Origin of the sequence: Cryobacterium sp. Hb1 (assembly GCF_004403585.1) — a bacterium.
GTDB lineage: Bacteria > Actinomycetota > Actinomycetes > Actinomycetales > Microbacteriaceae > Cryobacterium > Cryobacterium lyxosi.
This window is the reverse complement of the sequence record NZ_SOHI01000005.1, coordinates 21,860-47,886: the sequence shown is the minus strand read 5'-3', so window position 1 is coordinate 47,886 and position 26,027 is coordinate 21,860. Positions and strand designations below refer to the sequence as shown.

Below are 26,027 nucleotides of genomic sequence, written 5' to 3'. Positions count from 1 at the left end.
CCCGAACAGCACTTTTCTCACCGCTACAGAAGGGATTGGCCATGTCACTTGTCAATCGATCCACAGGTGACCCGCGCGTAGTGATCGCGGTGCTGACCTATCGACGCCCGGCCGACCTCGAGGAGCTCCTGCCGGAACTGCTCGACCAGGCCGGCATGGTGCTGGCACCGGTAGAGATCATCGTCATCGACAACGATCCTGATGCCGGAGCTCGCACCCTCGTCACCGACACCAGGTGGGTAGAAGCCGGGGAGCCCGCATCGACCGGGGGGACGCCCATCCGATACGTGCACGAACCCACCCCGGGTATCGCCTCGGCGCGCAATAGAGCACTGCAGGAAGGCCAGGGTGCCGACCTGCTTATCTTCATCGACGATGACGAACGACCCAGCAGCCACTGGCTCGTGCAGTTGCTCGATACCTATTCGACCTATCGGCCCGCGGCCGTCGTTGGCCCGGTACTGTCGCAGTACGACATCGAACCAGACCAGTGGATTCGAGCCGGTGGCTTCTTCGAGCGCCGCCGGTTCACCACGGGCACCCCGGTATCGCTCGCGGCAACGAATAATCTGCTGCTCGATCTGGCCCAGGTGCGTCGGTTGGAGCTCAGCTTTGACGAACGGTTCGGGCTGTCAGGCGGGTCGGACTCGTTGTTCACCCGGCAGCTGCACCAGCGCGGCGGGCAGATGATCTGGTGCGACGAAGCCATCGTCATCGATATCGTTCCGGCAGATCGTCTTACCCGGGAGTGGGTGCTGCAACGGGCATTTCGCATGGGTAACACCTGGAGTCGTATCAACCTCGACGACACTGACCGTGCCAAACGGGTGCTGGTGCGTATGAACCTGCAAGCGCGTGGCGCCGCGCGGCTGTGCGGCGGGATCGTGCGATACATCGCCGGATCCCTCGTCGGGCAGGTCCCGTTGCGCGCCCGAGGACTGCGTACAGCCGCCCGCGGTGCCGGGATGCTGGCAGGGTCCGTGGGCTCGGTCTACCACGAGTACAAGCGTGGCTAGCGGTCGAATTCTGACCGACCGGGCACGGCTGTACCGTACGCTGCGCAGCGCCCACCTGGAACGAGCACATGAGTTGCCGCCGGCCGCCATTCTGTTCCGCATCAAAAGGTACGACTTTCACGAGGAACTGGCGACGGGCCTCGTGCTCGTGCAGGCTCACCCCGTGCGCGCCGCGTGGTTGCTGGCTCACTCCACGGTCACGACGCTGGAAATTGGTGAACCGCTCATGCTCTCGAGCGTCTGGGCCAGCACGCTAGCGATCAGCGCCCTGCGCCTGCGTGCGCTGATCGGCGGTAGCCGAGCAAGCATCGTGTGTTATGCCCTGGAAAACGCGGACCCGTTCCAACGCCCGCTCGAGATCCGGGCGCGACTGCGTCGCGGTCTCAACGGCGTTGCCGCTCGCTTCGTCTGGCGTCAGACCGACCGCATCGTTTTCGGAACGGATGCGGCCCGCGTCACGTACCGCACAGCCCTGCCCGAACCTGCCCGAGAGGCCGTCTCGGTCGTTATTCCCGCGTTGCCAGCCACATGCACCTGCAGCGCTGACGGCGACCCTGAGGTGAACCGGGTGGTTTTTCTTGGAGCATTCGCCCACCGTAAAGGGTTGCCGAGTCTTCTCGCGGCTTGGCCTCTCGTGACCAAAGCGCTGCCCGAGGCCCGCCTCACCTTGATCGGTAAGGGTGCACTGGAGAATCAGGCGCGGCAGGCCGTCGCCAGCGACCCAACGATCGAGCTTGTCATCGACCCGCCGCGCAGCGAGATTCACCGACAGTTGCGTCGTGCCAGCGTGCTGGCCCTGCCCAGCCAGCCGACCGCCACTTGGCGTGAGCAGGTCGGCCTGCCGATCGTCGAGGGTCTCGCGCACGACTGCTCGATTGTGACCACGACCGAAACCGGGCTTGCGTCCTGGCTTGAGGAGCACGGCCACGAGGTGGTCGCGCCGGGCTGCACGCCGCAGCTGCTGGCGGACGCCATCGTGCGCGCACTGCAGGGTCCTCGCCCCGCAGCCGAGGATCTGCCGGCCATCGATGGCCGGCTCGCCGCCGACGCCTGGCTATTTGTTGGCGCCTGAGCGCTCAGCCGCCGATCGTGGACCAGTCGATCCCGCTCGGTTCAGCGCGAGCGGACTGACTGAATGGCCCGGCCATAGGCCTCGACGTGATCGGCGGCTCCGACCGACCAGCGGCGGCGCGAGAGGTCGGGCGCGGGGGCGCTTCGAGGCCGCCGAGCGCGCTTGAGCGCATCGGCTAGAACCTCTGCGCTCAGTGGCCCGGTGTAGGTGAGCACCCAATCAGTGCCGACCTCGTTGGCCAGCGCGGTGGTGACCGCGTTCTCTGGTACCAATACCGCCCGGTCGAGCGAGAGGGCCAGCAGCGCGGCGCCGGAGTTGTGCATCTCGGTGTAGGGCAACACGACCAGTTCGGCTGCGCGGATGGCGTCGGCCAGTTCGGCATCACTGGCGTGGCGCAGCATAAACTCGATGCGCGGGTCGCCGGCCGCCGTGCGCTGCAGCCGCTTTGCCAGGTCGCGTGTTTGGGGAGCACCGACAATATGCAGCGTCGGCAGGGGATCATTCAGGGCCGCGGTGTCCAGTTGGCGAAAGGCGTGGACCAGGGTGTCCACACCCTTGTAGGGGCGAATGAGTCCGAAGTAGAGCAACCGACCAGGCACGGCCGCGCCCGACATCAGGTCACCGTACCAGTCTCGGTAATCGCCGTGCGGGATGGTGTGTTCGAGCGCGTCAGCGGGCACCGGTGTGAATGAATTGAGCCTGATCCACAGGGTGGTGCGCTGGTCGAACCGCTCGAGTAAACGTTGGTCATGCTGCGGTGAGAGCTCATGACTCCGCACGTTGTGCAACGTTCGCACCACCGCGGTACGACGCAGGCGCAGCCGCACGAGAAACAGGCGGAATAACATGCGTCTGGCTAGCGCCCGGGCCGGTGTCCGACCCTGCACGAGAATCTCCGGCCAGTGTACGTGGAACACGTCGTAACGGCTGGTGAGCGCCCGGCGCCAGGTGAAGCCGAGCACCTCGACGTGCGGGCTGAGCGAGCGGCTCAATTGCAGCAGGTAGGGATTCGTCGTAGTGCGACCCTCCGGAAAAGATTGGAGGACCCGCACTATGACGACCGTGTCGATTCCGACGCGCGGGAGTTGCGACGGCCCGTCTCATCAAAGGTGGTGCGAGGCGCTCGAGTAGCCGTGACCCGGTTGGTCGTTTCCGGAGTCAGCGCGGCAGTGCGAGTTGTTGGGGTGAGTGGCCCGTAGTACACCTCAGCGCGACGCTCCCGCACTTGGTTGAGTACGATGCCGAGAATGCGCGCATTGACGGCTTCAAGCGACTCCAGCGTGGTGGCCAGCTGCTGGCGGGTGGTCGCCTTGTAACGGGCGACCACGATGGCACCGTCGGTGAGATGTGACAGACCGAGGGCGTCGGTGGCCGGCAGCAGTGGCGGGGAATCGACGACGATGAAGTCGTACTCGAGCAGTAGGCGCTGCATCAGGGTTTTCATTGCGGCCGAACCGAGCAACTGTCCGGGGTTGGGCGGCACAGCGCCGGAGGGCAACACGTCGATGCCATTCGACCAGCGCACGATGGCGTCGTCGGGTCCGACATCGCCGAGCAGAACAGTTGTCAGTCCGACGTCGCCTTCGAGGTCACACAGCTCGGCGATCGACGGGCGACGTAGGTCGGCATCAATCAGGAGTACGCGCGACGAGCGTTCCGCCATGGCGAGGGCAAGGTTGATCGCGGTCGTGGATTTGCCATCACGCGTCACCGCGGACGTAACCACGGCGCTGCGTGGCGGGCTGTCCACGTCGATGAATTCCAGGTTGGCCCGCACCCGCCGATACGCTTCAGCCAGGGCACTGTGTGGCATCACCCGCATGACCAGGCCTGCTGGGTCGGTGCGCTTCTTGCGACCGACCTTTCCAAGCAGGGGATCGGAGGAGACCCGATCGAGGTCCTTCTCTGTGCTCACCCGGGTATCGAACACCTCGCGGGACAGGGCGTACAGCACGCCGAGAACGAGCCCGATCAGCAATCCGGTGATGACGATCAGCTGCGTATTCGGTGCAAACGGGCTGCCCGGCAGTTGAGCCGGAGAAACCGTCTCGACCGTGATCGACGGCAAGTTGTCGGGCCCTTTCGGCGCCAGATTCCCTACCGCAGTGGCGAGGGAATCTGAGACAGCATCAGCGAGGGCCACGGCCTGCGTCGACGACAGGCTGGTAACGGTGATGTTGATAAACACCGTGTTGATAGGAATCTCCGCGGTGACGCGGGAGGCCAGGGCCTGCGTGGAAATATTCAATCCGAGCTTGCTGATCACGGGCGCCAGAACGGTTGGTGTCGTGGCGAGTTGCGCGTAGGACTGCACAAGGTTTTGAGTGAAGGTTGACGACTGCAGCAGCTCGCTGGTCGTCTCACCCCGGTCACTCGTCACGAAGACACTGTTGGTTGCCTGGTACTGCGCCGGAAGGGTGGCCGCGTAGCCCCACGCCACCGCGCCGCCGAGGAGGCCCACAATAGCGATGAGTAACCACCGCCTCGTGATGGTCCTCAGATAGTCGATTGGTTCCACAGCTTTCTCCATCCGGTTGCGCCTACACTACAATCAAGGTGATCAAAACTCACGTCTGAATGTGTGAAAAAGCATCCCCAGAACGAGGCACACGGCAAAGTCGTTACGTTGTCACCGCAGATGTCAACTACGGTCGGGCTACTTCCCGGCGTCCCAGCGCGGTCATATCGCGAAACCATTTACCCAGCGCCAGGGCGAGATAAAGCGCATTGGCCACGAAAAGCACGCTGTACAGGCCGAAAAACGCCAACGGAGCGCCTAGCAATATGAAGGCGAGACAAAGGACGCCGTAGTCGGTCGGCAGACCAAGAAATGACCGTAACGCGGAGCGGGGAGCGGTGGAAGGCGGCGCCGTCGGCGCGTGCTTGGCTTTGAGCAGGTCGTTCAGAATCATTGCGAAGAACGACACGGCAGCCACGGCCGCAAACCCGACGGGCACGAGCAGCCAAGTCGAGCTGGACAGTGGAAAGTGTGTGAACATCGTGATGAGCACCGCTAGATGCAAGGTTGAGATCTTGATGGAGTCAACGACGTGGTCGAGCCATTCCCCCGAAGGGGAACCGCCACCGCGCAACCTGGCGACCTGGCCGTCGGCCGAGTCGAAGGCATACCCGATGGCGAGCAGCAGCCACACGACGAGTCCGAGCCACCAGCTCGGCTCACCGATCGCCAGTAGTACGATCGCGCAGAATGTGAAGACCGCGCTGACGGCGGTGACGTTGTTGGGGGTCAAGCCCAGACGAAACGCGCCCGCCGCGAGGTAGCGCCCGACGCGGCGGTTCACGTAGACGGAATAGGGCGGCGCGCCGCGCGCCGCCGTCTTCTGGGCGGAGGACAGACGCCTCACTGTGTCAGAGTACGTTTCGGTCGAACGAGCGATTCGGGCCGAGGTGCTGGTCATGAGCTGATCCCCCTGGATAGTGCGGTTGACGGTTGCTTGCTCAGGCTGTCGGGAAGGCTCCACATCGACACTCCGGCCCTGCCTGTGCTTTGACGGTGGGTGCTGTAGCCGACGGCCACGCGCCGGGCGAGTTGTTCGTAACTGTCCGTGACGCTGTCCCAGTTGTAGAGTTCCTCGGCGCGTCGTTGCAGCACCGCGGCAACTTCGGCCACGCGCTCGGGGTTCAGTTCGGCATCTTCGAGCAAGGCACTCAGGGACTCCGCCCGCGCGAAGTAGGCACCGTCGACACCGAGGACCTCACGATTGAAGACGACGTCCCACGCGATGACCTTGGTGCCGGCACCCATAGCCCGCAACAGCGACGGGTTCGTTCCGCCGACCGAATGACCATGCAGGTAGGTGCTGGCATGAGTGTAGAGCTGGTCGAGCTGATCCTGGTCCCAGACACTGCCAAGCATGCGAATGCGGGAATCAGATGCGGCGAGGTCGCTGATACGGGTGATGTGGTTGGCGGCGTATGGCGCAGAGCCGACGACGACGAGTGGCAGGCGGGCAGCGCTGGCCCGATATCCTTCCACGATGACGTCGACGTGGTTTTCTGGTTCGAACCGGGCGACGACGAGATGATAGCCGCCGGGGCGAAGACCGAGTTCGGCGAGCCGATCGGTCGGGGTGTCCTGCAGGATTCGGGTGCCGTAGGAGATCAATTCGGTTGGGATGGAAAATTCGTCCCGGTAATAGTCGACGATGCCTTGTGCGTCAGCGATGAGGGCATCAGCTTCGCGCACCGATACTTCCTCGGCCCAGCGGTAGTACCGCCGTCCCGCGCCCCCCCATTTGTCGCGCTTCCATTCCAAGCCGTCCACGTGCACGACGCTGGGGATTCCGCGGAGACGCAACAGCGGCACAAATGGGGCGTTGGCGGCGTTGAAGACGAACGCGACATCGGCCGGACGGTGCAGGGTGGCGTGCAAGACCGACAGTCCGGTGTGGCTCAGGGTCTCGAGAATTTTGTGGCGCAGTGCCGGCAGCTCCACGAGTTTCATGCCGAGGTACTCTTTTGACACCGGCTGGGCGGCGCGCCGGCAGTAGACGGTGACGTCGTGGCCACGGTCGACGAGGCGGCGACCGATCTCCTCGATGGCGGTTTCAAATCCGCCGTAGGCGGCGGGCACCCCGCGGGTACCGATCATTGCGATGCTCAGACGCCGGTGGTTGGTGGGCGCAATGTGTTCGATCCCCGCGGTCATGTTAATACGCCCCTACTGGTTGAATGACGGTCTTGAAGGTGCGCCAGATGATCATCAGGTCGCCGGTGAGGGACCAATTCTCGACGTAATACAAGTCGAGTCGTACGCTGTCTTCCCAGCTGAGATTCGACCGTCCGTTGACCTGCCACATGCCGGTCAGGCCGGGCTTGATGTACAGGCGGCGATGCACGTGGGTTTCGTAGACCTGAACCTCTTCGGGCAGTGGCGGGCGGGGTCCGACCAGGCTCATCTCGCCCACGAAAATGTTCCACAGCTGGGGCAGTTCGTCGAGCGAGTACTTGCGCAGCACGCGACCGATCTTGGTGATCCGGGGGTCGTTGCGAATCTTGAACAGCACCCCGGAAGCTTCATTCTGGTCGAGCAGGCCGGCCAGATCGTCTTCCGCGGTCTGCACCATGGAGCGGAATTTGATCATGCGAAAGGTTTGTCCATTGCGGCCGCAGCGTTCCTGCCGAAATAGTACGGGGCCGGCGCTGTCCAGCTTGATAAGCACGGCAATGACCGCGAGCACCGGCAGCAGGAACACCAGGGCAAAGGACGTCGTGACGATGTCCAGGGTTCGCTTGAGGGCGTGGCGCCCCCCCTCGAATCGCGGAATTTCCACGTGGATCAGCGGGAGGCCGTCTACCGGGCGAAAGTGGATGCGGGGACCAGCAACATCCGTTAGTCGGCTGGAGAGAACCAGCTCCGCTGACGTTCCCTCGAGGTCCCAGCCGAGGTTGCGGATGTAGGAACTGCCGCCGCTGGGCTGCCCGGCCACGATGACCGTGTCGACGCCCATGGCGGCTGCCGCAGCGGCGACATGTTCGAAATCGGACACGATCGGCACCCTGCGTTCGCCGGCCGAGATCTCATCACCGATGCCGTCTTCCAGGGCAGCGCCAACGATGTAGTAGGCAGCGCCGGACTTGTTGTCGATCTGGCTGACGACATATTCCACGTCGTCGCGGTTTCCTACGACGATCACGCGAGAGAGGTAGTGGCCGAACTTGCGCTGGTGCAACAGCCATTTGCGCCACAGCCACCGTTCCAAAACCAACACGACAATGCCGAGGGGGAGCGCCAGAATAAAGTACAGCCGGGCGATGTCGATGTTGGAGATCAGAAAAACGATGGCGAGCATGCCGAAGGTCACCGCGCTGGCGTTGATGACCTGCTTGTATTCACTCGCGCCGACGCCGATGACGCGGGAATCCCTGGTGTGAAAAAGTTCGAGGGTCATGAGCCAGGTCGCCACGATCAGTAGCGACAGGAGCCAGTAATTGGCGCTGAACGATCCCGGTACGGCCGGAATGCCATCAACGCCGAACCGAAACACCAGTGCTACACCGACAGCGAAAACGATGACGGCGACATCGGTCAGTCGAAGCTTGGTGCGGTAACGTCGTGCCCAGATCAACCCCGAGGAAGCGGTGTCGACGGCGATATCGGCGTGCGCCGACGTGGCCTGGTCGACGAGCCGCAATTTCGGGGTGTGCCCAAGCGGCAGGGACTCGGCAAAGGACGCGGGAGAATCTGATTCACTCATGCGGCGTTCCTCCTGCAATCAAGCGTGGAAGCTGCGCCAGGAGTGGCCGGTGCAGGGTTGAGTAAGGGGTCGCCGAGGGGGTTCGGCGGGTTACAAGTGAAAATCACTTTTTCATTCCCTGCAGTCGGGTTTACAGGAACAGGTGGTCATGGTGACATGGTGACGATGCTGGCACTTGTCGGTGGCGGAGCGCGGCGTAGGAAATGATTCTTTCTCAGCAACTTACTGGCAGAGACTACCCCGATTCCAGTCGGTGGCGCTGTAACCTCAACTGGGGGCAAAACCCCCTGCTTGGGGAAGTTGCAGCGGCGGGTGTCCCGGCCCCATGGAATAGCCGGACTTCAACCCCGGTTTTGCGGGCATAAATTCAAAACTGAGCGCCGCAGTGCCGGGCGGCCTGGGCGCACAAAGTGCCTGGTGGTGTAGGTCCTAGGCTGGCCTGAGCGCATCGATTGCCGGGAAGAGTTCACATGACCGTAAGAAGTCCGAAATTTGCCGTTATTGATGGCCACAACGATCTTGCCTGGGCCTGCCGCGAGCATCGCCGCTACTCGGTTGCGGGGCTGGACGTCGAATACGATTCGGAGCGCAGTCAAGTCCAGACGGATGTCCCCAGGCTGCGCCTCGGCGGGGTGCAGGGCCAATTCTGGTCGGTGTGGGTGCATAGCGATTTCACGGGCGCCGATTCCGTGCAAGCCACCCTGGAACAAATCGATTTCATTGACCGCCTGATTGCGGCCTATCCCGACGATTTCGAGCGGGCCGTGACCGCCGACGACGTTCAACGCGCACAACACGCCGGAAAGGTTGCGTCGCTACTGGGGGTCGAGGGCGGCAATCAGATGAACAACTCGCTCGCGGTGCTTCGCGAGTATGCGCGGCTCGGCGTGCGCTACATGACCCTGACCTGGAACTCGACGACCGACTGGGCTGACGCGGCCGTCGATGTTGCGACTCACAACGGTCTCAACGATCGAGGCCGGGCCGTCATCGCCGAGATGAACCGCATCGGAATGATGGTCGATCTCTCGCACGTCTCCGCTGCCACCATGCAGGACGCCCTCGATGCCACAACGCTCCCCATTCTGTTCAGCCATTCCTCGTGCTTCGCCCTCAATCCGCACCCGCGCAACGTGCCCGACACGATTCTCACCCAGCTCGCCGCCAACGATGGTGTGCAGATGATCACCTTCGTGCCGGCCTTCGTTTCCGCCGACTACCGCAACTGGGAAGACCACGGTTCGGTGGGGGAGAAGCCGCAGGTTACAGTGGCGCACGTGGCTGACCACGTTGAGCATGCCCGCAATGTGGCCGGCGTCGATCACATCGGTCTCGGCGGCGACTTTGACGGCTGCCCCGACATGCCGGTCGGCCTCGCCGACGTGTCGGAATACCCCAACCTGTTTGCTGAGCTCGAACGGCGCGGCTGGAGCAACGCCGACCTCACCAAGCTTGGTTCCCAGAACGTTCTGCGCGTTCTTCGCGCAAACGACCCCGCCTACCGCGCCTTCGTAGCCTAGGGCCACTTGAATCGGGTCGCTGAACGTGGCCCCGGACGACGCAGGGCCACTCTGGCTTGGACGACATTTTGATCGGAGCGACCTGGGCCCGTCACGTGTTGCACAGCGAAGGCTCACCCGCGCTGATGCGCGGGACTTCTGGATGGGCTGTGACTGAACGGACAGGGAGACACATGGTGACGAGCGAATTGTTGCAGCGGGGCCGTCTGCTCCGCGATTTCTGTGGACCGCTGACGCGTTGCATTTTGTGCAGGATCACGTGCCGACGCTGCGGTTGCGGCGAGATTCCGTCCCGAACGGCCAACGTCTGAGCGGGATGAAACTCTTATGCCGTCGGGGAGGCAACTTCAGCTTCGCGAATTTCTTCGATTAGTGCGGTGTTCCCACCAATCTGCTCCAGCTCGTGGGCGAGCTCTTCCAGTTCCGCACCCCCTGCCATCTGCGCCGTCAGTTCGTTCAGAGTGATGTCCTTCTTCTCGTTAGTAGCCGATGGATTTGCCGCGCTTGAGCAGCAGGAATCGGTCGCCGACGTGGAATGCGTGGTGCGGGTTGTGTGTAATGGATCACGCCGAGTCCGCGGTCGCGGGCGCGGAGGATGTAGCGCAGGATAACCCCCGACTGGTTTACACCCAGGGCGGCGGCGGGCTCATCCGGAATGAGGGCTTTCGCCCCGAAGTAGACGGCGCGGGCAATTGCAACGCACAGGCGCTCACCGTTCGAGAGCTGCCCAATCGGCTGGTCCACGTCCCGCAGGTCTATGCCCATTTCGAGCAATTCCTTCTTGGTGATCCTTTTCACCTCCTCCACGTCGAGGATTTTAATCGGTCCCCAACCTCGCTTAGGTACAGAGCCGAGGAAGAAGTTGCGCCAAATGGGCATCAGTGGCACGACCGCGAGGTCCCGGTAGACGGCGGCGATCCCTCGATTCAGCGCTTCGCGGGGAGACTTCAGCCGAGGAGCGCGCAGCCAAGAGGCTCAGCAGCAGGATTGTCCGTTTCCGGCAGCTAACTCTCGACCTCTGGACGCGTTCGCTCGAGGAAGAGTCATCTCGCAGTGCGGCCCGACAGCGCGCCGCAGGCCCCCGGACGTGTAACTCGCGTGCTCGTTGATGAGATCCGAGGGTCCATGAGGGTGGGGCACTGATGGTCGTGGTCGTGGTCGTGGTCGTGGTCGTGGCCGTGGCCGTGGCCGTGGTCAACGGCACGACAGACAAGAGCCCCGTACGTGAACTGGAGTGAATCTCCCGAAGGAGGGATGAGCGGCGCGGTAGCGCAGCTATCCCTATCGACGAACTGCCCGCTTTCCTTGCCCCGGCCCGTACCGATGCAGACCTGATGAGGTAGGGCACCGTCGGGTTGATCGAGCTCATGCTTGCGTCAGGCTGGCGCGTGGCGGAGGTACGCGTCTTCGATGTCAGCTCGGTGGACTTTCCAGGCGGCACTGCCCCGTCGAGGCCACCCCTGCCCACACAGACGGTGGAGATGTTCCGCCGCCGTCATGAAGCACTGCGGCAGTTCACGACGCTCTTATTCCCTACGCCGATGGGACAGCGACTCGATGGCCTGATCTGAATGTGCGGGGTTTGTGCGGGGCCGCAGACTGAAAACTTAACCATGAATGAAAAAATCCTCGTAAGCGCATGGCTTACGAGGATTTTGGTGGCCCCGACCGGCGTCGATCCGGTGACCTTTCAATTTTCAGTCGAACGCTCTACCAACTGAGCTACAGGGCCCCGAAGCTGCGCAATAAACGCCTCTTCTAAGAAAAAAGCCCTTCCTTTCGAAAGGGTTATTTTCTTTGCGACCCTGACCGGACTTGAACCGGCGACCTCCGCCGTGACAGGGCGGCGCGCTAACCAACTGCGCTACAGGGCCTCGATGTGAAAATGTGAATCTGTGTGCGAGGCACTTGGTAAGACTATTCTATTTATTTTGCTACTTCGTGCACGTGCAGTTTGCGTAGCCCCAACGGGATTCGAACCCGTGTTAACGCCGTGAAAGGGCGCCGTCCTAGGCCGCTAAACGATGGGGCCGTGAGCCACAATGTTCATGGCTGCCGAAGAGTAAGCATACGGTCTTATGGGGCGAAGGCCAAATCGGCACGCGCAGCATTTGGTTGAACGGCAACTAATTTTTGACACCAATTCGCAGCGCGCCCGCAAATGGACGGGCCAGCGGTTATTTCGCGAGTTAGATTCGCCGGTGAGACTGGGCGAATCCTGCCCACCTTGTTACGCTGAAGAGTCTGCCTCGGCGCACGTGGCAACTGCTATAGGCCTGTTGGGAAACAATGATTCGCATGAAAACCGTGGACGGCCGCGAGACTGACCTGCCCACCCGCCGCTTGCGAGCAACCAATCGGTGGCCCAAGCACACCCTGACATTGACCAGCATCATGGCCGCCATGACTCTGTTGGTCACCCTGGTAAGCCCGATAGCTCCAGCGAGCGCCGTCGATTACCCTTCCTGGCAGGACCTGCAAAACGCCAAGGCAAACACGGCCACGGCCGCGGCGCAGGTGACCGCCATTGAGAATCTCATTGCCGGCCTACAGGCGCGGGTGCAAGAAACGCAGGCCGCTGCCGAAAAAAGCGCCAGCGAACTCGAGGTCGCGCAGCAGGAATTTGACGACGCCACCCGCCGTGCTGAAGACATCCAGGCACAGGCCGATGCGAGCAAGGCCACAGCGGATGCCGCCACCAAGCAGGCCGGCCAGCTCGCCGCCCAGCTCTACCGCACCGGCGGCACCGATCTCAGCGTGAACCTGTTCCTCGAGGGCGAAGGGGACGGGGCCGATGCTGACTTGCTGCTGGCAAAACTCGGCAACATGAGCAAGCTCGTCGAACGCAGCTCCGACGTCTACGAATCAGCACAATCGGCCACCAATAACGCACAATCGCTCGGCGACCAAGCCAAAGTCGCCCAAGCCGAACGTGAGACGCTGCGCGTCGCCGCGGAGGCTGCGCTCGCCGCGGCCCAGGCTGCGGCCGAAGCGGCAGCGAGCGCGCTTGCCGAGTCCGAAGCCAAGAGCGTCGAACTCGAACAGCAGCTGCAATTCATGCGCGACGCCCAGGCCACAACAACAGCGGGGTATGAAGCCGGAGTCGCCGAACGCGCCCGGATTGAAGCGGCCCGTATTGCAGCTGAAAAAGCGGTACAGGAAGCGGCAGCAGCGGCAGCAGCAGCAGCGCGTACCGGTAGCGGTGGTTCCGGTGGTTCCGGTGGTTCCGGTGGTTCCGGTGGTTCGGGTGGCTCGGTGAGCATGACCGGTTGGGCCGTTCCGGCCGGCGGCCGCATCACCGGTGGCTACGGCCCCCGGGCGGTCATCTGTAACGGTGGTGACTGCAGCGGAAGCTTTCACTACGCCACCGACCTCGGCACCGGCTGCGGTGCACCTATCTATGCCGCCCATGCTGGCGTCGTCACCTGGGCTGGGCGCCTCGGCACATACGGAAACTTCGTGAAGATCAGCCACGGCGACAACGTCTCCACCGGCTATGCCCACATTCGCAACGGGGGGTACAACGTGAGTGTTGGACAGTCAGTGTCGGCCGGGCAGGTCATCGCCAGTTCCGGCGACACCGGCGCAGCCAATGGCTGCCACCTGCACTTCGAGGTGTGGATTGGTGGAAACCGCATCAATCCCGTTCCATTCATGGCCGACCGGGGAGCATCACTTGGCTGAGAGCACCACCGCACAGAACAACTCCACCAACGCACAGGGCAAGTCGACCACGCGCGCACGCGTTCGAACCAAGTCGAAACGACTCCTTTCCGCCGTGGCGATCGGCGCGGTCTCGGCTGTCACAGCATCCGTTGCCGCCGCGGGCGGGGCCGCCTTCGCCGTCCCGGACTATCCGAGCTGGAACGACGTCGAGAAGGCCAAGCAGAACGAGTCGACCAAGCAAGCCGAGATCGCGACTCTCGGCGACCTGCTCGACGGTCTGGCGAGCCAGGCCGCGAAGGCCGTCACAACCGCGCAGATTGCGGCCGAGGCTTACCGTGTGACGCAGGACGCCCTCGACGCCGCCACGCTGCGCGAAACCAGCCTCAGCGAGAAGGCTGCCACCGCCGAAGCCACCGCCGCAACATCGAAGATGCGTGCCGGCCTCATCGCCGCACACCTCGCCAAATCAGGCGCCAGCGGTCTATCACTCAACCTGTTCTTGAACGGCAGCAGCGCGGATGACTTACTCAGCCAGCTGGGAACGGCCAGCAAGCTGAGCGAACAGTCCGAGCAGATCTACACCGAGGCTGTGCAGGACAAGAATGCGGCGGAGTCCCTCGGCGAGCAGGCGGCATCAGCGACCGAGCAACGCGAACGGCTCACCGAAGAGTCCAAGACCACATTCGATACGGCCACGTCGAGTTCGAACGCTGCCGAGGTCGCCTATGACTCCCAGCAGCGCAAGTCGAGTAAATTATTCGAACAACTCGCCCTGCTCAAAGACACCACGGCAGAGGCCGAGCGCAGCTTTCACGCCGGCGAAGACGCGGCCGCCGCCGCTCAAGCGTTCGCACAAGCGCAGGCATCCGCTGCTGCAATAGCGGATGCCGCACCCGCTCAACCCGCGCAACCCGCTCGTGGCGCCGGGGCAGCGGCGGGTTCAGGATCTGGTTCCGGGTCGGCTACGCCGGTGACGCCCGCTGTACCGGCCTCGCCGGCCACGCCGGTGACGCCCGCTGTACCGGCCATGCCGGTGACGCCCGCTGTACCGGCCACGCCGGTGACGCCCGCTGCGCCGGCCGCTGCACCGGCCGCGCCAGCTGCGGTAGCCAACGCAAGCATCGTCGACGCAGCGCTCGCGTTCGCCCGCGGCCAGCTCGGTGACCGCTACGTCTTCGGAGGCTCTGGCCCCGACGCGTGGGACTGCTCCGGGCTGACCAAGGCCGCCTATGCAGCCGCCGGCGTTTACATCGGCACCCACTCAGCCACGAACCAGTACAACACCATGGCCCGGCAGGGCAATCTCGTCTCTTTCGCCCAGGTTCAGGTGGGCGACCTGGTGTTCTGGGGCAGCCCGGGCAACTACTACCACGTGGCGATCTACGTCGGTAACGGCCAGGTGCTCGAAGCCCCCAACCCTTCGGCGCGCGTGCGTGTGCACAGTATCTGGTCGTCGTGGGCCGTCGCGCCGTACGTTGGCCGCCCCGCCGCCTAGCTTCGGTTTCTGACCGTCGGACGACGCGCGAGGGCGATTCAGGAGATCCGCGCGGTGGCCCCGAACCAGTGCGATAGCCGAAAGCGCCGGCAAAATTTGCTGAATTAGCCCCGTCGGCCTGACCGTAGGCAAAACGAAGGCCCCCAGGACAACCCGGGGGCCTTCAGCGGGGGTGAGGGTTAGTGGCCCTCGTCGGCCAGCTTCGCAATGCCGTCGACCACGATCTGGTTGGCTTCGGCAGCGTCGCCCCAGCCCTCCGTCTTGACCCACTTATTGGGTTCGAGGTCCTTGTAGTGCTCGAAGAAGTGCTCGATTTCCTTGCGGGTATATTCCGGAATGTCGAGGACATCCTGAATGTGATCCCAGCGGGGGTCACCGGCCGGAACAGCGATGACCTTCGCGTCGGAGCCGCCATCATCGGTCATATTGAAGACGCCCACCGGACGCACGGAGACGCCCACGCCCGGGAACAGCGGGTAGTCGAGCAGTACGAGAACGTCAACGGGGTCACCGTCGAGGCCGAGCGTGTTCTCGAAGTAGCCGTAGTCGGTGGGGTACATGAAGCTCGTGTAGAGCACTCGGTCGAGGTACACGCGACCGGTTTCGTGGTCTACCTCGTACTTATTGCGGCTCCCGCGAGGGATTTCGATGACTGCGTCATATTCGGCCATGGCTGGTTTCTCCCTTGATCAAAGTCTGCCGCTAACGTTACTGGATGGAATCTGTCCACCGTCCGCGCCTGACTCCGGCCCGGGCTGATATTCGCCGGGCCGTGCGCGAGCTGCTCCCATCGGAGGGGCTCGTTCTGGTCGGTCTGAGCGGCGGCGCCGATTCGCTCGCGCTCGCTGCCGCGACTGCCTTTGAAGCCGGTCGGGCGGGCATCCGTGCCGGAGCGGTCATCGTCGATCACAATCTGCAAACCGGATCAGCGGATGTCGCGGAGCGGGCCGCCGTGGCCGCCCGACAGCTGGGCCTCGACCCGGTACTGGTGTTGAGCGTTACGGTCGACAGCGCAGGAACGGGCCCGGAGGCGGCCGCCCGCACCGCACGGTACGCGGCTTTCGACCTGGCCCTCGAACGCACCGGGGCGAGCAGCGTGCTGCTCGGCCACACCCTCGACGATCAGGCTGAAACCGTGCTGCTCGGGCTTTCCCGTGGTTCCGGACCGACCAGCCTGCGGGGCATGGCAGCGCGAACCGGGCCGATTCTGCGACCATTGCTCGGCATCCGTCGGGCCCAAACCCGCCAATTCTGCGCCGATGCGGGCCTTGAACCGTGGAGCGACCCGCAGAATTTCGACCCGCGTTACGCTCGAGTGCGGGTGCGCGAGACGGTGCTGCCGTTGCTCGAGAACGAGCTCGGCCCTGGCGTCGGGGTGGCGCTTGCCCGCACCGCCGATGCGCTGCGGGAGGACTCCGACGCTCTCGACGAGCTGGCGCGCACGATGCTGCAGGAACATTTTGCCAACGGCAAGATTGCAACGTCCGTGCTGGCGTCTGTTCCGGCGGCGGTCAGGCAGCGAGTGATTCGGTTCGGAGTCGAGGCGATGTACGGGGTGTGGCTGAATCGAGTTCAGACCTTGGCCGTGGCGGCGCTCGTGACGCAGTGGCACGGACAGGGGGCGCTCAGCCTGCCAGGTATTAGAGTTGTACGACAGGACGGCATTTTGATTTTCTCCGCGCCTGGACTCACCTGAGACAAAGGAATGCTTTTTCCACATGGAACCTCGCGACATTGATGGCGACCTCACCGAGATCCTGATCAGCGAGGAGCAGATTCGGGCTCGCCTGGCCGAGATGTCACGCCAGATCGAAGTCGACTACGCCGGCACCGACCTGCTGCTGGTCGGAGTGCTCAAGGGTGCAGTCATGGTCATGGCCGATCTGGCTCGCGAACTGCATCACCCGGTGACCATGGACTGGATGGCTGTCAGCTCCTACGGCTCCGGCACGCAGTCCAGCGGCGTGGTGCGCATTCTCAAGGACCTCGACACCGACCTCTCCGGTCGTAACGTGCTCATCGTCGAGGACATCATCGACAGCGGGCTGACCCTGTCATGGTTGTTGGCGAACCTGAAAACTCGCGGTCCGGCATCCATAGAGATCTGCGCCTTACTGCGCAAGCCGGATGCCGCGCGCGTCGATATCGACGTGAAATACATCGGTTTCAACATTCCGAACAAGTTCGTGGTCGGCTACGGACTCGACTACGACGAGAAGTACCGCAACCTACGCTCGGTGGGTATTCTCGCCCCGCACGTCTACTCCACCGTCGCCGCGCCTGCGCTTTAATCACAGCCTGCGCACCAGTCGGAGTTTCCCCTAAAGCGAACACACGGCTTTCCCCTGTAATCGAGCGCTAGCCTGAGGTCACCATGAACGTCAAGAAGCTACTACGCGGCCCGATTCTCTACATTGTGCTCGCCGTCATCGCCGTCTGGGTGGGGTCAAGCCTCATCACCATGAGCGGATTCCGCGAGGTCAGCACGCAAGAGGGCCTCGGTTACCTCAAGTCGGGCAACGTCGCCGAAGCCACCATCGTCGACGGCGAACAACGCGTCGACCTCACGCTGACCAAGGCCAGCGGGGACCTCGGTACCCAGGTGCAGTTCTACTACGTCGCCCCGCGTGGCGAAGAGATCATCACCGCCGTGACTGCGGCGAACCCCAAGGACGGCTTCACCGACGAGGTGCCGCAGCCCAACTGGATTTTGGGCGTGCTCAGCTTCCTGCTTCCTGTCTTGCTCATCGGTGCCTTCTTCTGGCTCATGATCTCGATGCAGGGCGGTGGCAGCAAGGTCATGAAGTTTGGCAAGTCCAAGGCCAAGCTCGTCTCCAAGGAGAGCCCGCAGGTCACGTTCGCCGATGTCGCCGGTGCCGACGAAGCCATCGAAGAGCTCGAAGAGATCAAAGACTTCCTCAAGGAGCCAGCCAAGTTCCAGGCGGTCGGTGCGCGCATTCCGAAGGGCGTGCTGCTCTACGGCCCTCCCGGCACCGGTAAAACTTTGCTTGCCCGCGCGGTGGCCGGTGAGGCCAACGTGCCGTTCTACGCCATCAGCGGCTCGGACTTCGTCGAGATGTTCGTCGGAGTCGGTGCCAGCCGGGTGCGCGACCTGTTCAGCCAGGCCAAGGAAAACGCGCCCGCCATCATCTTCATCGACGAGATCGACGCAGTTGGCCGGCACCGTGGTGCCGGCATGGGCGGTGGACACGACGAACGCGAGCAGACCCTCAACCAGCTTCTGGTCGAGATGGACGGCTTCGACGTGAAGGCCAACGTCATTCTTATCGCTGCCACCAACCGCCCGGACATTCTCGACCCGGCGCTGCTGCGCCCTGGCCGGTTCGACCGCCAGATCGGCGTCGACGCACCCGACATGCTCGGCCGCAAACGGATCCTCGAAGTGCACTCCAAGGGCAAGCCCATGGCAGAAGGCGTCAACCTCGAAGTGCTCGCCCGCAAGACGCCCGGCTTCACCGGCGCTGACCTCGCCAACGTGCTCAACGAAGCCGCGCTGCTCACTGCCCGGTCCAACGCCCAACTCATCGACAACCGTGCTCTCGACGAGGCCGTCGACCGGGTCATGGCGGGACCGCAACGACGCACGCGTGTCATGCGCGACAAGGAAAAGCTCATCACCGCGTACCACGAGGGAGGACACGCCCTCGTCGCCACCGCGATGAACTTTACGGATCCGGTGACCAAAATCACGATTCTTCCGCGCGGCCGGGCCCTCGGCTACACGATGGTCATGCCGCTCGAAGACCGTTACTCGGTCACGCGTAACGAACTGCTCGACCAGTTGGCCTATGCCATGGGCGGCCGTGTCGCCGAAGAAATCATTTTTCACGACCCAACCAGTGGTGCCTCCAACGACATTGAGAAAGCCACGGCGACCGCCCGCAAGATGGTGACCGAGTTTGGCATGAGCAGCGTCGTCGGTCCGCTCAAGCTCGGTCAGGGCTCGGGCGAGGTTTTTCTCGGCCGCGACATGGGTCACCAACGCGACTACTCGGAGCGGGTCGCCGAGAGCGTCGACCGCGAGGTGCGCCAACTGCTCGAAGACGCCCACGACGAGGCCTATGAAGTACTCATCAAGAACCGCGTGATCCTAGACGAGCTCGCTACGGCCCTGCTTGAGCATGAAACGCTCGACCAGAATGCCCTCGCCGAGATCTTTGCCAATGTCGAGCAGCTGCCGCCCCGCCCGCAGTGGCTCTCCAGCGACAAACGCCCCGTCTCGGACGTGCCGCCAATCGCAATGCCCGCCCCGAAGGCCCCCATCGAAGGCGGCGCCGTTGACGGCGGCATCTCCAGCGGCGACGCGCCCCACGCCAAACCGAAACGCGCGCCGGCTCTCAACCCCCGCCCCGCGACCGCCTAGGCGCTCGTGGCTGTGGACAGGGCGCGCATCCGGGTGGCCGTCTCGGAGATTCTCGCCGCAATCGGTGAGGACCCCGAGCGGGCCGGGCTGGAGAGCACGCCACGACGCGTAGCGGATGCTTACGCCGAGTTCTTCGCGGGGCTCGATCAGAATCCGCAAGACCTGCTGCAGGACTTCGTCCCGGTCGAAGGCAGTACCGGCGAACTCGTGCTGCTGCGCGATATCGCCTTCCGCTCGATGTGTGAACACCACCTGCTGCCGTTTCTCGGCACCGCCCACGTGGCGTATCTGCCACGGGATCGCGTCGTCGGCCTCGGACGGCTGCCCGCCGTGGTGGAGACCATCGCCGCCCGGCCGCAGCTGCAGGAACGTCTGACCGAGGAGATCGCTGACGCCCTGCAGGAGGGGCTCGACCCGGTCGGCGTGTTGGTCGTGCTTGATGCCGTGCACGGCTGCGTCGGCACCCGTGGCTCGCGCCAAGCCGCGAGTTCTACCGTGACCATGGCCTCCCGCGGCACCCTGATGGAACCGACAGCCCGCGCCGAAATCATTGCGCTGATTTCGGCTGGCGGGTGACACTCATCATGGGGGTACTCAACGTCACCCCTGACTCCTTCAGTGATGGTGGCCAGTGGGAGTCAACGGATGCCGCCATCGAGCACGGACTGCTGCTGCACGCCCAGGGCGCCGACCTGATCGATGTGGGCGGCGAGTCCACCCGGCCCGGCGCCATTCGTGTCGCGCCGGAACACGAGCAGCGCCGAATCCTTCCGGTGGTCACGGAGCTCGCCAGCCAGGGGCTGCGCTTGAGCATCGACACGCTCAATGCCGCCACAGCACTCGCCGCCGCGAAAGCGGGTGCGAGCATCATCAACGATGTGTCGGGCGGGCTCGCGGACCCCGGTATGGCTGCCGTCGCCGCCGACTCCGGCCTGACCTATGTGGCCATGCACTGGCGCGCTCATGCCCAGCAGATGGACGCTCGTTCCGACTACGGTGACGTCGTCATCGATGTCATCGCCGAACTGCGCGCCCGCGTCGACGCCTTGACTGCCGCCGGAGTGGCTCGGGAGAACATCGTGCTCGACCCCGGTCTTGGATTCTCCAAAACGACTGAACACAACTGGCAACTCATCAACCGGCTCGACGCCTTCGCCGAACTGGGCCTCCCGGTCATGGTCGGGGCATCGCGCAAACGCTTTCTCGCCGGTGTGCTGCCGGTCGACGCGCCCGTGCTGGATCGTGACCTGCCAACGGCGGTGATCAGCGTGCTGGCTGCCCAGGCCGGAGCCTGGGCCGTGCGCGTGCACGACGTCGCCGCGACGCGCACAGCCCTCAACGTGCTCGCCAGCGTGCGCCAGCGGATGCCCCGGGGTACGGGGCAGGTGCCGGGCGCCGCGTCGCGTCCGTCACAATAGACCTATGACTGATTCGATCACCCTCACCGGCCTGCGGGTGAACGCCCACCACGGCGTCTACGATTTTGAGAAAGAAAACGGGCAGGACTTCGTCATCGACGTGACGGTCTGGCTCGACCTGCTCCAGGCGGCCGCCAGCGATGACGTGACCCAGACCATCCACTACGGCACCCTCGCTGAGGAGGTCACCGCGGCGGCGGCGCACAACCCGGTCGACCTCATCGAAACCGTTGCCGAACGCATCGCGAAGGTCGTGCTGGCTCACTCGCCGGCGCTGCGCGTGCAGGTTACGGTGCATAAACCACAGGCTCCGATTTCGGTTCCATTCACCGACGTTGCCGTGCAGATCACCCGGTCGCGGCCATGACCGGTCGCAGGGAACGCGTCGTACTCGCCCTGGGCAGCAATCTCGGTGACCGGACGGCCACGCTGGCCGACGCCGTGCACGATCTTGCCGGCCTGGCCGGTGCCACGCTGATTGGCATCTCACCCGTCTACGAATCCGTCGCCGTGAAACTCGACGGCGTGGACGAGACGGCTCCGCAGTACCTCAACGCGGTGCTGACCATCGACTACAGCGGCGACCCGTACACCCTGCTCGACGCTGTCAATGCCATCGAGGTGGAGCACGGCCGGGTGCGCGCTGAACGCTGGGGCGACCGCACGCTGGATATCGACCTCATCGTGTTCGGGGAGCTGAGGATCGACGACGACCGTCTGACCTTGCCGCACCCACGCGCGGCGGAACGTGATTTCGTACTCGCACCCTGGCTCGATCTCGACCCCGGGGCCGCCATCCCCGGCCGCGGGGTGGTGCGCGACCTGCTGGCCGCAACCGGCAACACGGCGCGACGAGCGCCGGATACCGCCGCTCTCGCACCGACTCTCGGAACACGGCAATGAAGCGCTCACAGGCGACCGGGTTGCTGGCCGTTCTGCTCATCGGTCTCGTCGTCGGCTTTCTCGTCGAGATCGCCTTCGCGGCCTCCGGTGCCCCGATCGTGGTCCCGCCCGTCACCCTGCCGTTGACTCTGATTCTGCTGGGCGTCGTGATCGTCAGCCTGGCGTGGCAGGTGCGCCAGGGCAGCCGTCGTAAGGCGCTGCGCCGCATCGACCCGTTCTGGGCTATGCGCGTCGCCGTATTGTCGAAGGCGACCTCGCTTTCGGCATCGCTGCTTTTTGGCGCAGCCCTCGGCATCGTGCTGTACATTCTCACCCGATCGGTCGTTCCCGCCGTCACGTCATTGTGGCTCGCGGTCGGCACGGCCATTGGCGCGGCCCTGATGCTCACGGCCGGTCTCGTGGCCGAACACTTCTGCACCCTCCCTCCCGACGACGACACCGACGACTCGGGAGGTACCCGTGCCTGATCGCGAACCCAACCCGTGCGCCGGGCAGCAGGCTGAACCGGCACCTGAATCGTCCGATCGGCTCGAACTGGCCGAGACCGGCGAATGGAAGCGGGTTTCTCCGAAGTATGTCGTGGTGGAGATCGTCGGCACCATCGTCAACGCCATCGTGGTCTGCGGCGGAGCGACCCTGCTTTGGCTGCTGCTCGATCAGACCTGGGCGATGTGGGTCGGAATCGTGGTCCTCGCCGTGTCAATCATCAACCTCGTGTTCGAGCCGCGCCGGGTGCGCTCCATCGGCTACCTGCTGCGCGCGGACGACCTGCTCTTTCGCCGGGGCATCCTCTTTCAACGTTTCGTGGCGGTGCCCTACGGGCGCATGCAACTCATCGACATCACTCGCGGCCCGGTCGCCCGCTGGCTCGGTCTGGCAGACCTCAAGTTCGTGACGGCCGCTGCGAGTGCCGGCGTGTCTATTCCCGGCCTGGCCGAGGCCGATGCGGAGAGCCTCCGTGACCGGCTGGTGGAACTGGCGGAGAGCCGCCGGGCGGGGCTGTGAACGAGGAACCGGTTGCTCGCGCACGGCCGCCCCTCGCTGCGCCGCGCACCGATCTCACCGATGGCGAATGGCACCGCCTCCACCCGGCGACACCGCTGCTGCGCGGCGGCATTTTCATGGTGGCCATCATCGGCTTCATCATCGCCAACCTGCGCGAACGCCTCATCGACCTGTTCATCGGCGAAGAGAATTACGGCGGCGATCCGATCGATACCATTTACGAGCGCGGAGCAACCGGGTGGGCTTTGCTCATCATCGCTGGCGTGCTGTTGGTGATTCTGGTGGTCTTCTATCTGTCCTGGCGCACGCATACCTTTCGCGTGACCGGAGAAATCGTTGAAGTGCGCAGTGGCCTTGTTTTTCGCAGTAATCGTAAAGCGCGCCTCGACCGAGTGCAGGGCGTCAACCTGACCCGGCCGCTGATTCCGCGGCTGTTTGGCGCTGCCCGGCTCGAAATCACCGTCGCTGGGCAGGACGGCAACGTGCAGCTCGCCTACCTCGGCTCGAAACTCGCGGATGACCTGCGCCGCGACATCCTGCATCTCGCCTCCGGCCTGCGGCAGGCCAAACAGCCCGCGGCCGCGCCGGTTGACCAAGCGCCGGTCGACCAAGTGCCGGTTGACCAAGCGCCGGTCGACCAAGTGCCGGTCGTAGACGGAGTGCCCGCTGCTCATTCCGCCCTCGGCGGCTTCGCGAGCGCGCGATTCCAGGAGTTTCGGGCACCGGAACTAGACCCGGATGCCGCTCCACCGCACTCGGTGGTGCGTATTCCACCGCGCCGCCTGATCGGGTCGGTCGTGCTCAGCGGCTTCACCGTCTTCCTGCTGCTGGCCGGTATCGGCCTGGTTATCAGCGTCGTCGCCGGAAGCAGCGGCTGGGTGCTCGTGGCCGTGCTGCCCGGCCTTATCGGTAGCGTCGGGTATTACTTCTCCCGCATTACCAAGACGCTGCGGTTCAGCATTGCGGGGACCCCTGATGGCGTGCGGGTCGGCTACGGGCTGCTCTCGACCAGCAGCCAGACCCTGCCTCCGGGGCGTATCCACGCTATCGAGGTGTCGCAGCCCATTCTCTGGCGTCGGTTCGGCTGGTGGCAGATCAGCATCAACACGGCCGGGCAGGCCTCCGGTCGCAGCTCGACCGCGGTGACGGGAACCACGCTGCTGCCGGTCGGGACCCTGGCCGACGTTGAAAAGGTACTACAACTCGCGCTGCCCGGCTTTGACACGGACACCCATCGTGCCCTGATCGAAAACGGCATGCTCGGCGGCCGCAAGAGTGACGCCGGCGTGGCCGATTTCTACAGCAATGCGCCCGCCCGGGCCGTGTGGCTGCGCCCGTTCTCCTGGTGGCGCACCGGCTGGGCGGTCTCGGGCAGCGTCGCCCTGATCCGGCGCGGCGTCCTCTCTCGCGACCTGATTCTGGTGCCCCTGGCCCGAATGCAGGGAGTGCGCATCAGCCAGGGTGCGATTCGTCGTCGCCTGCGCCTCGCGTCGGCTGCCCTGCATACGGTCGCCGGCCCGGTCACCGCCTCACTCAGCGTCATCGACGTCGATGAAGCCCTCGTGCTGTTCGAGTGGATGTCCACCGGGGCGGTACGGTCGGCGCTCGCCGACACCAGCCACCACTGGAGCCGCATCACCCCACCAACGCAGAAAGCAACGGAATGAATTCCAAACCGGGACGCCTCGGCGTCGGAATCATCGGCGCCGGCCACGTCGGCCCCATTCTCGGCGCCGCGCTCGCGGGTGCAGGCCACGCGATCGTCGGCATCTCCGCGATCTCGCAGGCCAGCCGTGATCGGGCCGAAGCCATCTTGCCGCTTGTGCCGATCCTGACGGTGCCCGAAGTCGTCGAACGCAGTGAACTGGTCATTATTGCCGTGCCCGACGCCCAGCTGGATAGCCTCGTGAAGGGGCTCGCGGCAACAAACACCTGGCAGCCCGGGCAGCTGGTGCTGCACACCTCCGCTCGCTACGGCACCACAGTGCTCGCGCCAGCGCAGGCCGCCGGCGCTATTCCGTTGGCCATCCACCCGGCCATGGCGTTCACCGGTACCAGCCTCGACCTGGCCCGACTTGCCGACAGCTACTTCGCCGTGACCGCCCCCGGCCCGGTGCTGCCGATCGGGCAGGCGCTCGCCGTGGAGATGGGCGGCGAACCGCTCATCGTCGCCGAGGCCGACCGGGCCAGCTACGCCGAAGCCATCCAGATCGCTACCGCCTTCTCCACCTCGATCGTCGAGCAGGCCACGCACCTGCTCGCCGGGATCGGCCTGGAACATCCGGGGGCTATCCTCGGTCCGCTGCTGCGTTCCGCGATGGAAAACGCTCTTGCGCGCACGAGCCCAAAACGGCTGGACCTCGCCGGGTTCGACGAAATAGAGCAGCGGCAGCAACCGCTTGACGACGACCGGGAGGTCGAATGAGCACCATCCAAGTAGTGAATACCATCGCCGAGCTGCAGGATCGTCTGGGGCGGGTCCGCGACAGCGCTGCGCTGACCGGTGGCGATACGCGCATCGTGCTCGTGCCGACAATGGGCGCCCTGCACGCCGGCCATCTCGCGCTGGTGCGACGAGCGCACGCACTGGGCGGCATCGTGGTGGTGTCGATTTTCGTCAACCCGCTGCAGTTCGGCGCCGGCGAAGACCTCGACAGTTACCCGCGCACGCTCGACGCTGACCTTGCCGCCCTCGGAGCGGAGAACGTCTCGTTTGTGTTCGCGCCGAGTGCCCGCGAGATGTTTCCGGGCGGGGGGAGCGGCATCGGCGTCACCGCCGGTCCAGTCGGCGCACTCTATGAGGGCGCCGCGCGACCAGGGCATTTCGACGGCATGCTCACCGTTGTGGCGAAATTGCTGGGCATCGTGACCCCGGATGTCGCAGTTTTCGGCCAGAAAGACGGCCAGCAGGCTTTTCTCGTGCAGCGCTTGGTAGACGAGCTCAGCGTGCGTAGCGCCATCGAAGTCGTCGAGACCGTGCGGGAGCCGGGCGGGCTGGCACTGTCCAGTCGTAATCGCTACCTCGACGAGGCGCAGCACACGGCCGCGCAGGCTTTATTCGCCGCACTCATCGCGGCCGTGGCAGCGGCAGAGGCCGGCCCCGCCGCTGCCCTCGCTGCTGCGCACGCACGCATTGCCGCCCAGCCGTTGGTTAAACTGGACTATCTCGTGATCGTGCACCCGGACACCCTGCTGGCCGTGCACGATGATTATCGCGGGCCGGCGCGGTTGCTCGTGGCCGCGCGCGTCGGCAGGACCCGGTTGATCGACAACGTGTCGCTCAACCTGGGGTGAGTCGTAGCATCCGCTTTTTTGTGAAACAACAGCACC

General features: G+C 64.4%; 23 protein-coding genes, 3 tRNA genes and 1 pseudogene. 17 read left to right on the top strand and 10 right to left on the bottom strand.

From position 1 onward, the window contains the following. Nucleotides 1–41 precede the first annotated feature (41 nt). Together E3T38_RS00490 and E3T38_RS00485 are read left to right on the top strand one after the other, a co-directional pair. The gene (locus tag E3T38_RS00490; RefSeq protein ID WP_134545504.1) at nt 42–1,016 is read left to right on the top strand and encodes a glycosyltransferase family 2 protein; all 975 of its coding nucleotides are present in this window, start codon (nt 42–44) and stop codon (nt 1,014–1,016) included. Continuing rightward, nucleotides 1,009–2,088: a glycosyltransferase family 4 protein gene (locus tag E3T38_RS00485; RefSeq protein WP_134545503.1), complete on the top strand. Its 1,080-nt coding sequence runs from the start codon at nt 1,009–1,011 to the stop codon at nt 2,086–2,088. The genes E3T38_RS00490 and E3T38_RS00485 overlap by 8 nt, the downstream gene beginning before the upstream one ends. Before the next feature lie 41 nt (nt 2,089–2,129). On the opposite strand, the gene E3T38_RS00480 is transcribed toward E3T38_RS00485, so the two are convergent. The 5 genes from E3T38_RS00480 to E3T38_RS00460 all read right to left on the bottom strand — a co-directional run bounded on the left by E3T38_RS00480 (nt 2,130) and on the right by E3T38_RS00460 (nt 8,306). Next, nucleotides 2,130–3,140: a glycosyltransferase gene (locus E3T38_RS00480; protein ID WP_134545502.1), complete on the bottom strand. Its 1,011-nt coding sequence runs from the start codon at nt 3,138–3,140 to the stop codon at nt 2,130–2,132. Continuing rightward, nucleotides 3,140–4,606 carry a polysaccharide biosynthesis tyrosine autokinase gene (locus E3T38_RS00475; protein WP_166805357.1) on the bottom strand — a complete coding sequence of 489 codons (1,467 nt, stop codon included), beginning with the start codon at nt 4,604–4,606 and terminating at the stop codon, nt 3,140–3,142. Before E3T38_RS00475 ends, E3T38_RS00480 begins: the two co-directional genes overlap by 1 nt. A 127-nt stretch (nt 4,607–4,733) precedes the next feature. Continuing rightward, entirely contained in the window at nt 4,734–5,507 is a 774-nt protein-coding gene (locus tag E3T38_RS00470; RefSeq protein WP_134545500.1) for a CDP-alcohol phosphatidyltransferase family protein, read from the bottom strand. Next, nucleotides 5,504–6,757 (bottom strand): DUF1972 domain-containing protein, encoded by a 1,254-nt coding sequence (locus tag E3T38_RS00465; RefSeq protein WP_134545499.1) that lies wholly within the window; start codon nt 6,755–6,757, stop codon nt 5,504–5,506. Before E3T38_RS00465 ends, E3T38_RS00470 begins: the two co-directional genes overlap by 4 nt. Nucleotide 6,758: 1 nt before the next feature. Further along, complete coding sequence (locus E3T38_RS00460) at nt 6,759–8,306, bottom strand: sugar transferase (RefSeq protein ID WP_134545498.1); 1,548 nt, start codon at nt 8,304–8,306, stop codon at nt 6,759–6,761. Nucleotides 8,307–8,776: 470 nt separating this feature from the next. On the opposite strand from E3T38_RS00460, the gene E3T38_RS00455 reads away from it, so the two are divergent. Beyond that, on the top strand, nt 8,777–9,826 hold the full coding sequence (locus E3T38_RS00455) for a dipeptidase (RefSeq protein WP_134545497.1): 1,050 nt from the start codon (nt 8,777–8,779) through the stop codon (nt 9,824–9,826). A gap of 325 nt (nt 9,827–10,151) precedes the next feature. On the opposite strand, the pseudogene E3T38_RS00450 reads toward E3T38_RS00455, so the two are convergent. The 4 genes and pseudogenes from E3T38_RS00450 to E3T38_RS00430 all read right to left on the bottom strand — a co-directional run. Then, nucleotides 10,152–10,780 (bottom strand): annotated as a pseudogene (locus E3T38_RS00450) (ATP-binding cassette domain-containing protein); the annotation flags it as partial. A 702-nt stretch (nt 10,781–11,482) separates the two neighbouring features. Beyond that, nucleotides 11,483–11,558: transfer RNA gene (locus tag E3T38_RS00440), tRNA-Phe, on the bottom strand. A 68-nt stretch (nt 11,559–11,626) separates the two neighbouring features. After that, nucleotides 11,627–11,700: transfer RNA gene (locus E3T38_RS00435), tRNA-Asp, on the bottom strand. Between the two features lie 85 nt (nt 11,701–11,785). Next, a tRNA-Glu gene (locus E3T38_RS00430) sits at nt 11,786–11,858 on the bottom strand. A 266-nt stretch (nt 11,859–12,124) separates the two neighbouring features. Here E3T38_RS00430 and E3T38_RS00425 point away from each other — a divergent pair. Together E3T38_RS00425 and E3T38_RS00420 are read left to right on the top strand one after the other, a co-directional pair. Next, on the top strand, nt 12,125–13,510 hold the full coding sequence (locus E3T38_RS00425; protein WP_241984221.1) for a M23 family metallopeptidase: 1,386 nt from the start codon (nt 12,125–12,127) through the stop codon (nt 13,508–13,510). Beyond that, the gene (locus E3T38_RS00420) at nt 13,503–14,987 is read left to right on the top strand and encodes an NlpC/P60 family protein (RefSeq protein WP_134545496.1); all 1,485 of its coding nucleotides are present in this window, start codon (nt 13,503–13,505) and stop codon (nt 14,985–14,987) included. Before E3T38_RS00425 ends, E3T38_RS00420 begins: the two co-directional genes overlap by 8 nt. Nucleotides 14,988–15,166: 179 nt before the next feature. Here the strand turns inward: E3T38_RS00420 and ppa are convergent, their stop codons facing one another. After that, nucleotides 15,167–15,658, bottom strand: coding sequence for an inorganic diphosphatase (ppa, locus tag E3T38_RS00415; RefSeq protein ID WP_104126063.1), 492 nt, complete (start codon nt 15,656–15,658; stop codon nt 15,167–15,169). Nucleotides 15,659–15,702: 44 nt separating this feature from the next. On the opposite strand from ppa, the gene tilS reads away from it, so the two are divergent. The 12 genes from tilS (at nt 15,703) to panC (ending at nt 25,991) form a co-directional block, all read left to right on the top strand. After that, entirely contained in the window at nt 15,703–16,683 is a 981-nt protein-coding gene (gene tilS / locus E3T38_RS00410) for a tRNA lysidine(34) synthetase TilS (protein WP_134545495.1), read from the top strand. Between the two features lie 22 nt (nt 16,684–16,705). Beyond that, a complete protein-coding gene (gene hpt / locus E3T38_RS00405; protein WP_104195943.1) occupies nt 16,706–17,278 on the top strand; it encodes a hypoxanthine phosphoribosyltransferase in 573 nt (190 codons plus the stop codon). Nucleotides 17,279–17,361: 83 nt separating this feature from the next. Beyond that, nucleotides 17,362–19,371 (top strand): ATP-dependent zinc metalloprotease FtsH, encoded by a 2,010-nt coding sequence (gene ftsH / locus E3T38_RS00400; RefSeq protein WP_134545494.1) that lies wholly within the window; start codon nt 17,362–17,364, stop codon nt 19,369–19,371. A 6-nt stretch (nt 19,372–19,377) separates the two neighbouring features. Then, nucleotides 19,378–19,947 carry a GTP cyclohydrolase I FolE gene (gene folE / locus E3T38_RS00395; protein ID WP_134545493.1) on the top strand — a complete coding sequence of 190 codons (570 nt, stop codon included), beginning with the start codon at nt 19,378–19,380 and terminating at the stop codon, nt 19,945–19,947. Then, the gene (folP, locus tag E3T38_RS00390) at nt 19,944–20,789 is read left to right on the top strand and encodes a dihydropteroate synthase (protein ID WP_134545492.1); all 846 of its coding nucleotides are present in this window, start codon (nt 19,944–19,946) and stop codon (nt 20,787–20,789) included. Before folE ends, folP begins: the two co-directional genes overlap by 4 nt. A gap of 4 nt (nt 20,790–20,793) precedes the next feature. Continuing rightward, the gene (gene folB / locus E3T38_RS00385; protein ID WP_134545491.1) at nt 20,794–21,156 is read left to right on the top strand and encodes a dihydroneopterin aldolase; all 363 of its coding nucleotides are present in this window, start codon (nt 20,794–20,796) and stop codon (nt 21,154–21,156) included. Beyond that, entirely contained in the window at nt 21,153–21,692 is a 540-nt protein-coding gene (gene folK, locus E3T38_RS00380) for a 2-amino-4-hydroxy-6-hydroxymethyldihydropteridine diphosphokinase (protein WP_134545490.1), read from the top strand. The genes folB and folK overlap by 4 nt, the downstream gene beginning before the upstream one ends. Then, entirely contained in the window at nt 21,689–22,159 is a 471-nt protein-coding gene (locus tag E3T38_RS00375; protein WP_104195949.1) for a DUF3180 domain-containing protein, read from the top strand. The genes folK and E3T38_RS00375 overlap by 4 nt, the downstream gene beginning before the upstream one ends. Further along, a complete protein-coding gene (locus E3T38_RS00370; protein ID WP_134545489.1) occupies nt 22,152–22,697 on the top strand; it encodes a PH domain-containing protein in 546 nt (181 codons plus the stop codon). The genes E3T38_RS00375 and E3T38_RS00370 overlap by 8 nt, the downstream gene beginning before the upstream one ends. After that, the gene (locus tag E3T38_RS00365; RefSeq protein WP_134545488.1) at nt 22,694–24,364 is read left to right on the top strand and encodes a PH domain-containing protein; all 1,671 of its coding nucleotides are present in this window, start codon (nt 22,694–22,696) and stop codon (nt 24,362–24,364) included. Before E3T38_RS00370 ends, E3T38_RS00365 begins: the two co-directional genes overlap by 4 nt. Further along, nucleotides 24,361–25,122, top strand: a complete 762-nt coding sequence (locus E3T38_RS00360) for a Rossmann-like and DUF2520 domain-containing protein (protein WP_134545487.1) — start codon at nt 24,361–24,363, stop codon at nt 25,120–25,122. Before E3T38_RS00365 ends, E3T38_RS00360 begins: the two co-directional genes overlap by 4 nt. Then, nucleotides 25,119–25,991, top strand: coding sequence for a pantoate--beta-alanine ligase (panC, locus tag E3T38_RS00355; RefSeq protein WP_134545486.1), 873 nt, complete (start codon nt 25,119–25,121; stop codon nt 25,989–25,991). The genes E3T38_RS00360 and panC overlap by 4 nt, the downstream gene beginning before the upstream one ends. Nucleotides 25,992–26,027: the final 36 nt, after the last annotated feature.

Excerpts from the sequence above, each read along its gene's own strand:
- E3T38_RS00425 (WP_241984221.1), top strand. The coding sequence starts at position 12,125 with ATGAAAACCGTGGACGGCCGCGAGACTGACCTGCCCACCCGCCGCTTG.
- E3T38_RS00455 (WP_134545497.1), top strand. The coding sequence starts at position 8,777 with ATGACCGTAAGAAGTCCGAAATTTGCCGTTATTGATGGCCACAACGAT.
- E3T38_RS00375 (WP_104195949.1), top strand. The coding sequence starts at position 21,689 with ATGAAGCGCTCACAGGCGACCGGGTTGCTGGCCGTTCTGCTCATCGGT.
- ppa (WP_104126063.1), bottom strand. The coding sequence starts at position 15,658 with ATGGCCGAATATGACGCAGTCATCGAAATCCCTCGCGGGAGCCGCAAT.
- panC (WP_134545486.1), top strand. The coding sequence starts at position 25,119 with ATGAGCACCATCCAAGTAGTGAATACCATCGCCGAGCTGCAGGATCGT.
- E3T38_RS00470 (WP_134545500.1), bottom strand. The coding sequence starts at position 5,507 with ATGACCAGCACCTCGGCCCGAATCGCTCGTTCGACCGAAACGTACTCT.
- E3T38_RS00460 (WP_134545498.1), bottom strand. The coding sequence starts at position 8,306 with ATGAGTGAATCAGATTCTCCCGCGTCCTTTGCCGAGTCCCTGCCGCTT.
- E3T38_RS00360 (WP_134545487.1), top strand. The coding sequence starts at position 24,361 with ATGAATTCCAAACCGGGACGCCTCGGCGTCGGAATCATCGGCGCCGGC.
- E3T38_RS00465 (WP_134545499.1), bottom strand. The coding sequence starts at position 6,757 with ATGACCGCGGGGATCGAACACATTGCGCCCACCAACCACCGGCGTCTG.
- tilS (WP_134545495.1), top strand. The coding sequence starts at position 15,703 with ATGGAATCTGTCCACCGTCCGCGCCTGACTCCGGCCCGGGCTGATATT.
- folK (WP_134545490.1), top strand. The coding sequence starts at position 21,153 with ATGACCGGTCGCAGGGAACGCGTCGTACTCGCCCTGGGCAGCAATCTC.
- E3T38_RS00490 (WP_134545504.1), top strand. The coding sequence starts at position 42 with ATGTCACTTGTCAATCGATCCACAGGTGACCCGCGCGTAGTGATCGCG.
- folB (WP_134545491.1), top strand. The coding sequence starts at position 20,794 with ATGACTGATTCGATCACCCTCACCGGCCTGCGGGTGAACGCCCACCAC.
- hpt (WP_104195943.1), top strand. The coding sequence starts at position 16,706 with ATGGAACCTCGCGACATTGATGGCGACCTCACCGAGATCCTGATCAGC.
- ftsH (WP_134545494.1), top strand. The coding sequence starts at position 17,362 with ATGAACGTCAAGAAGCTACTACGCGGCCCGATTCTCTACATTGTGCTC.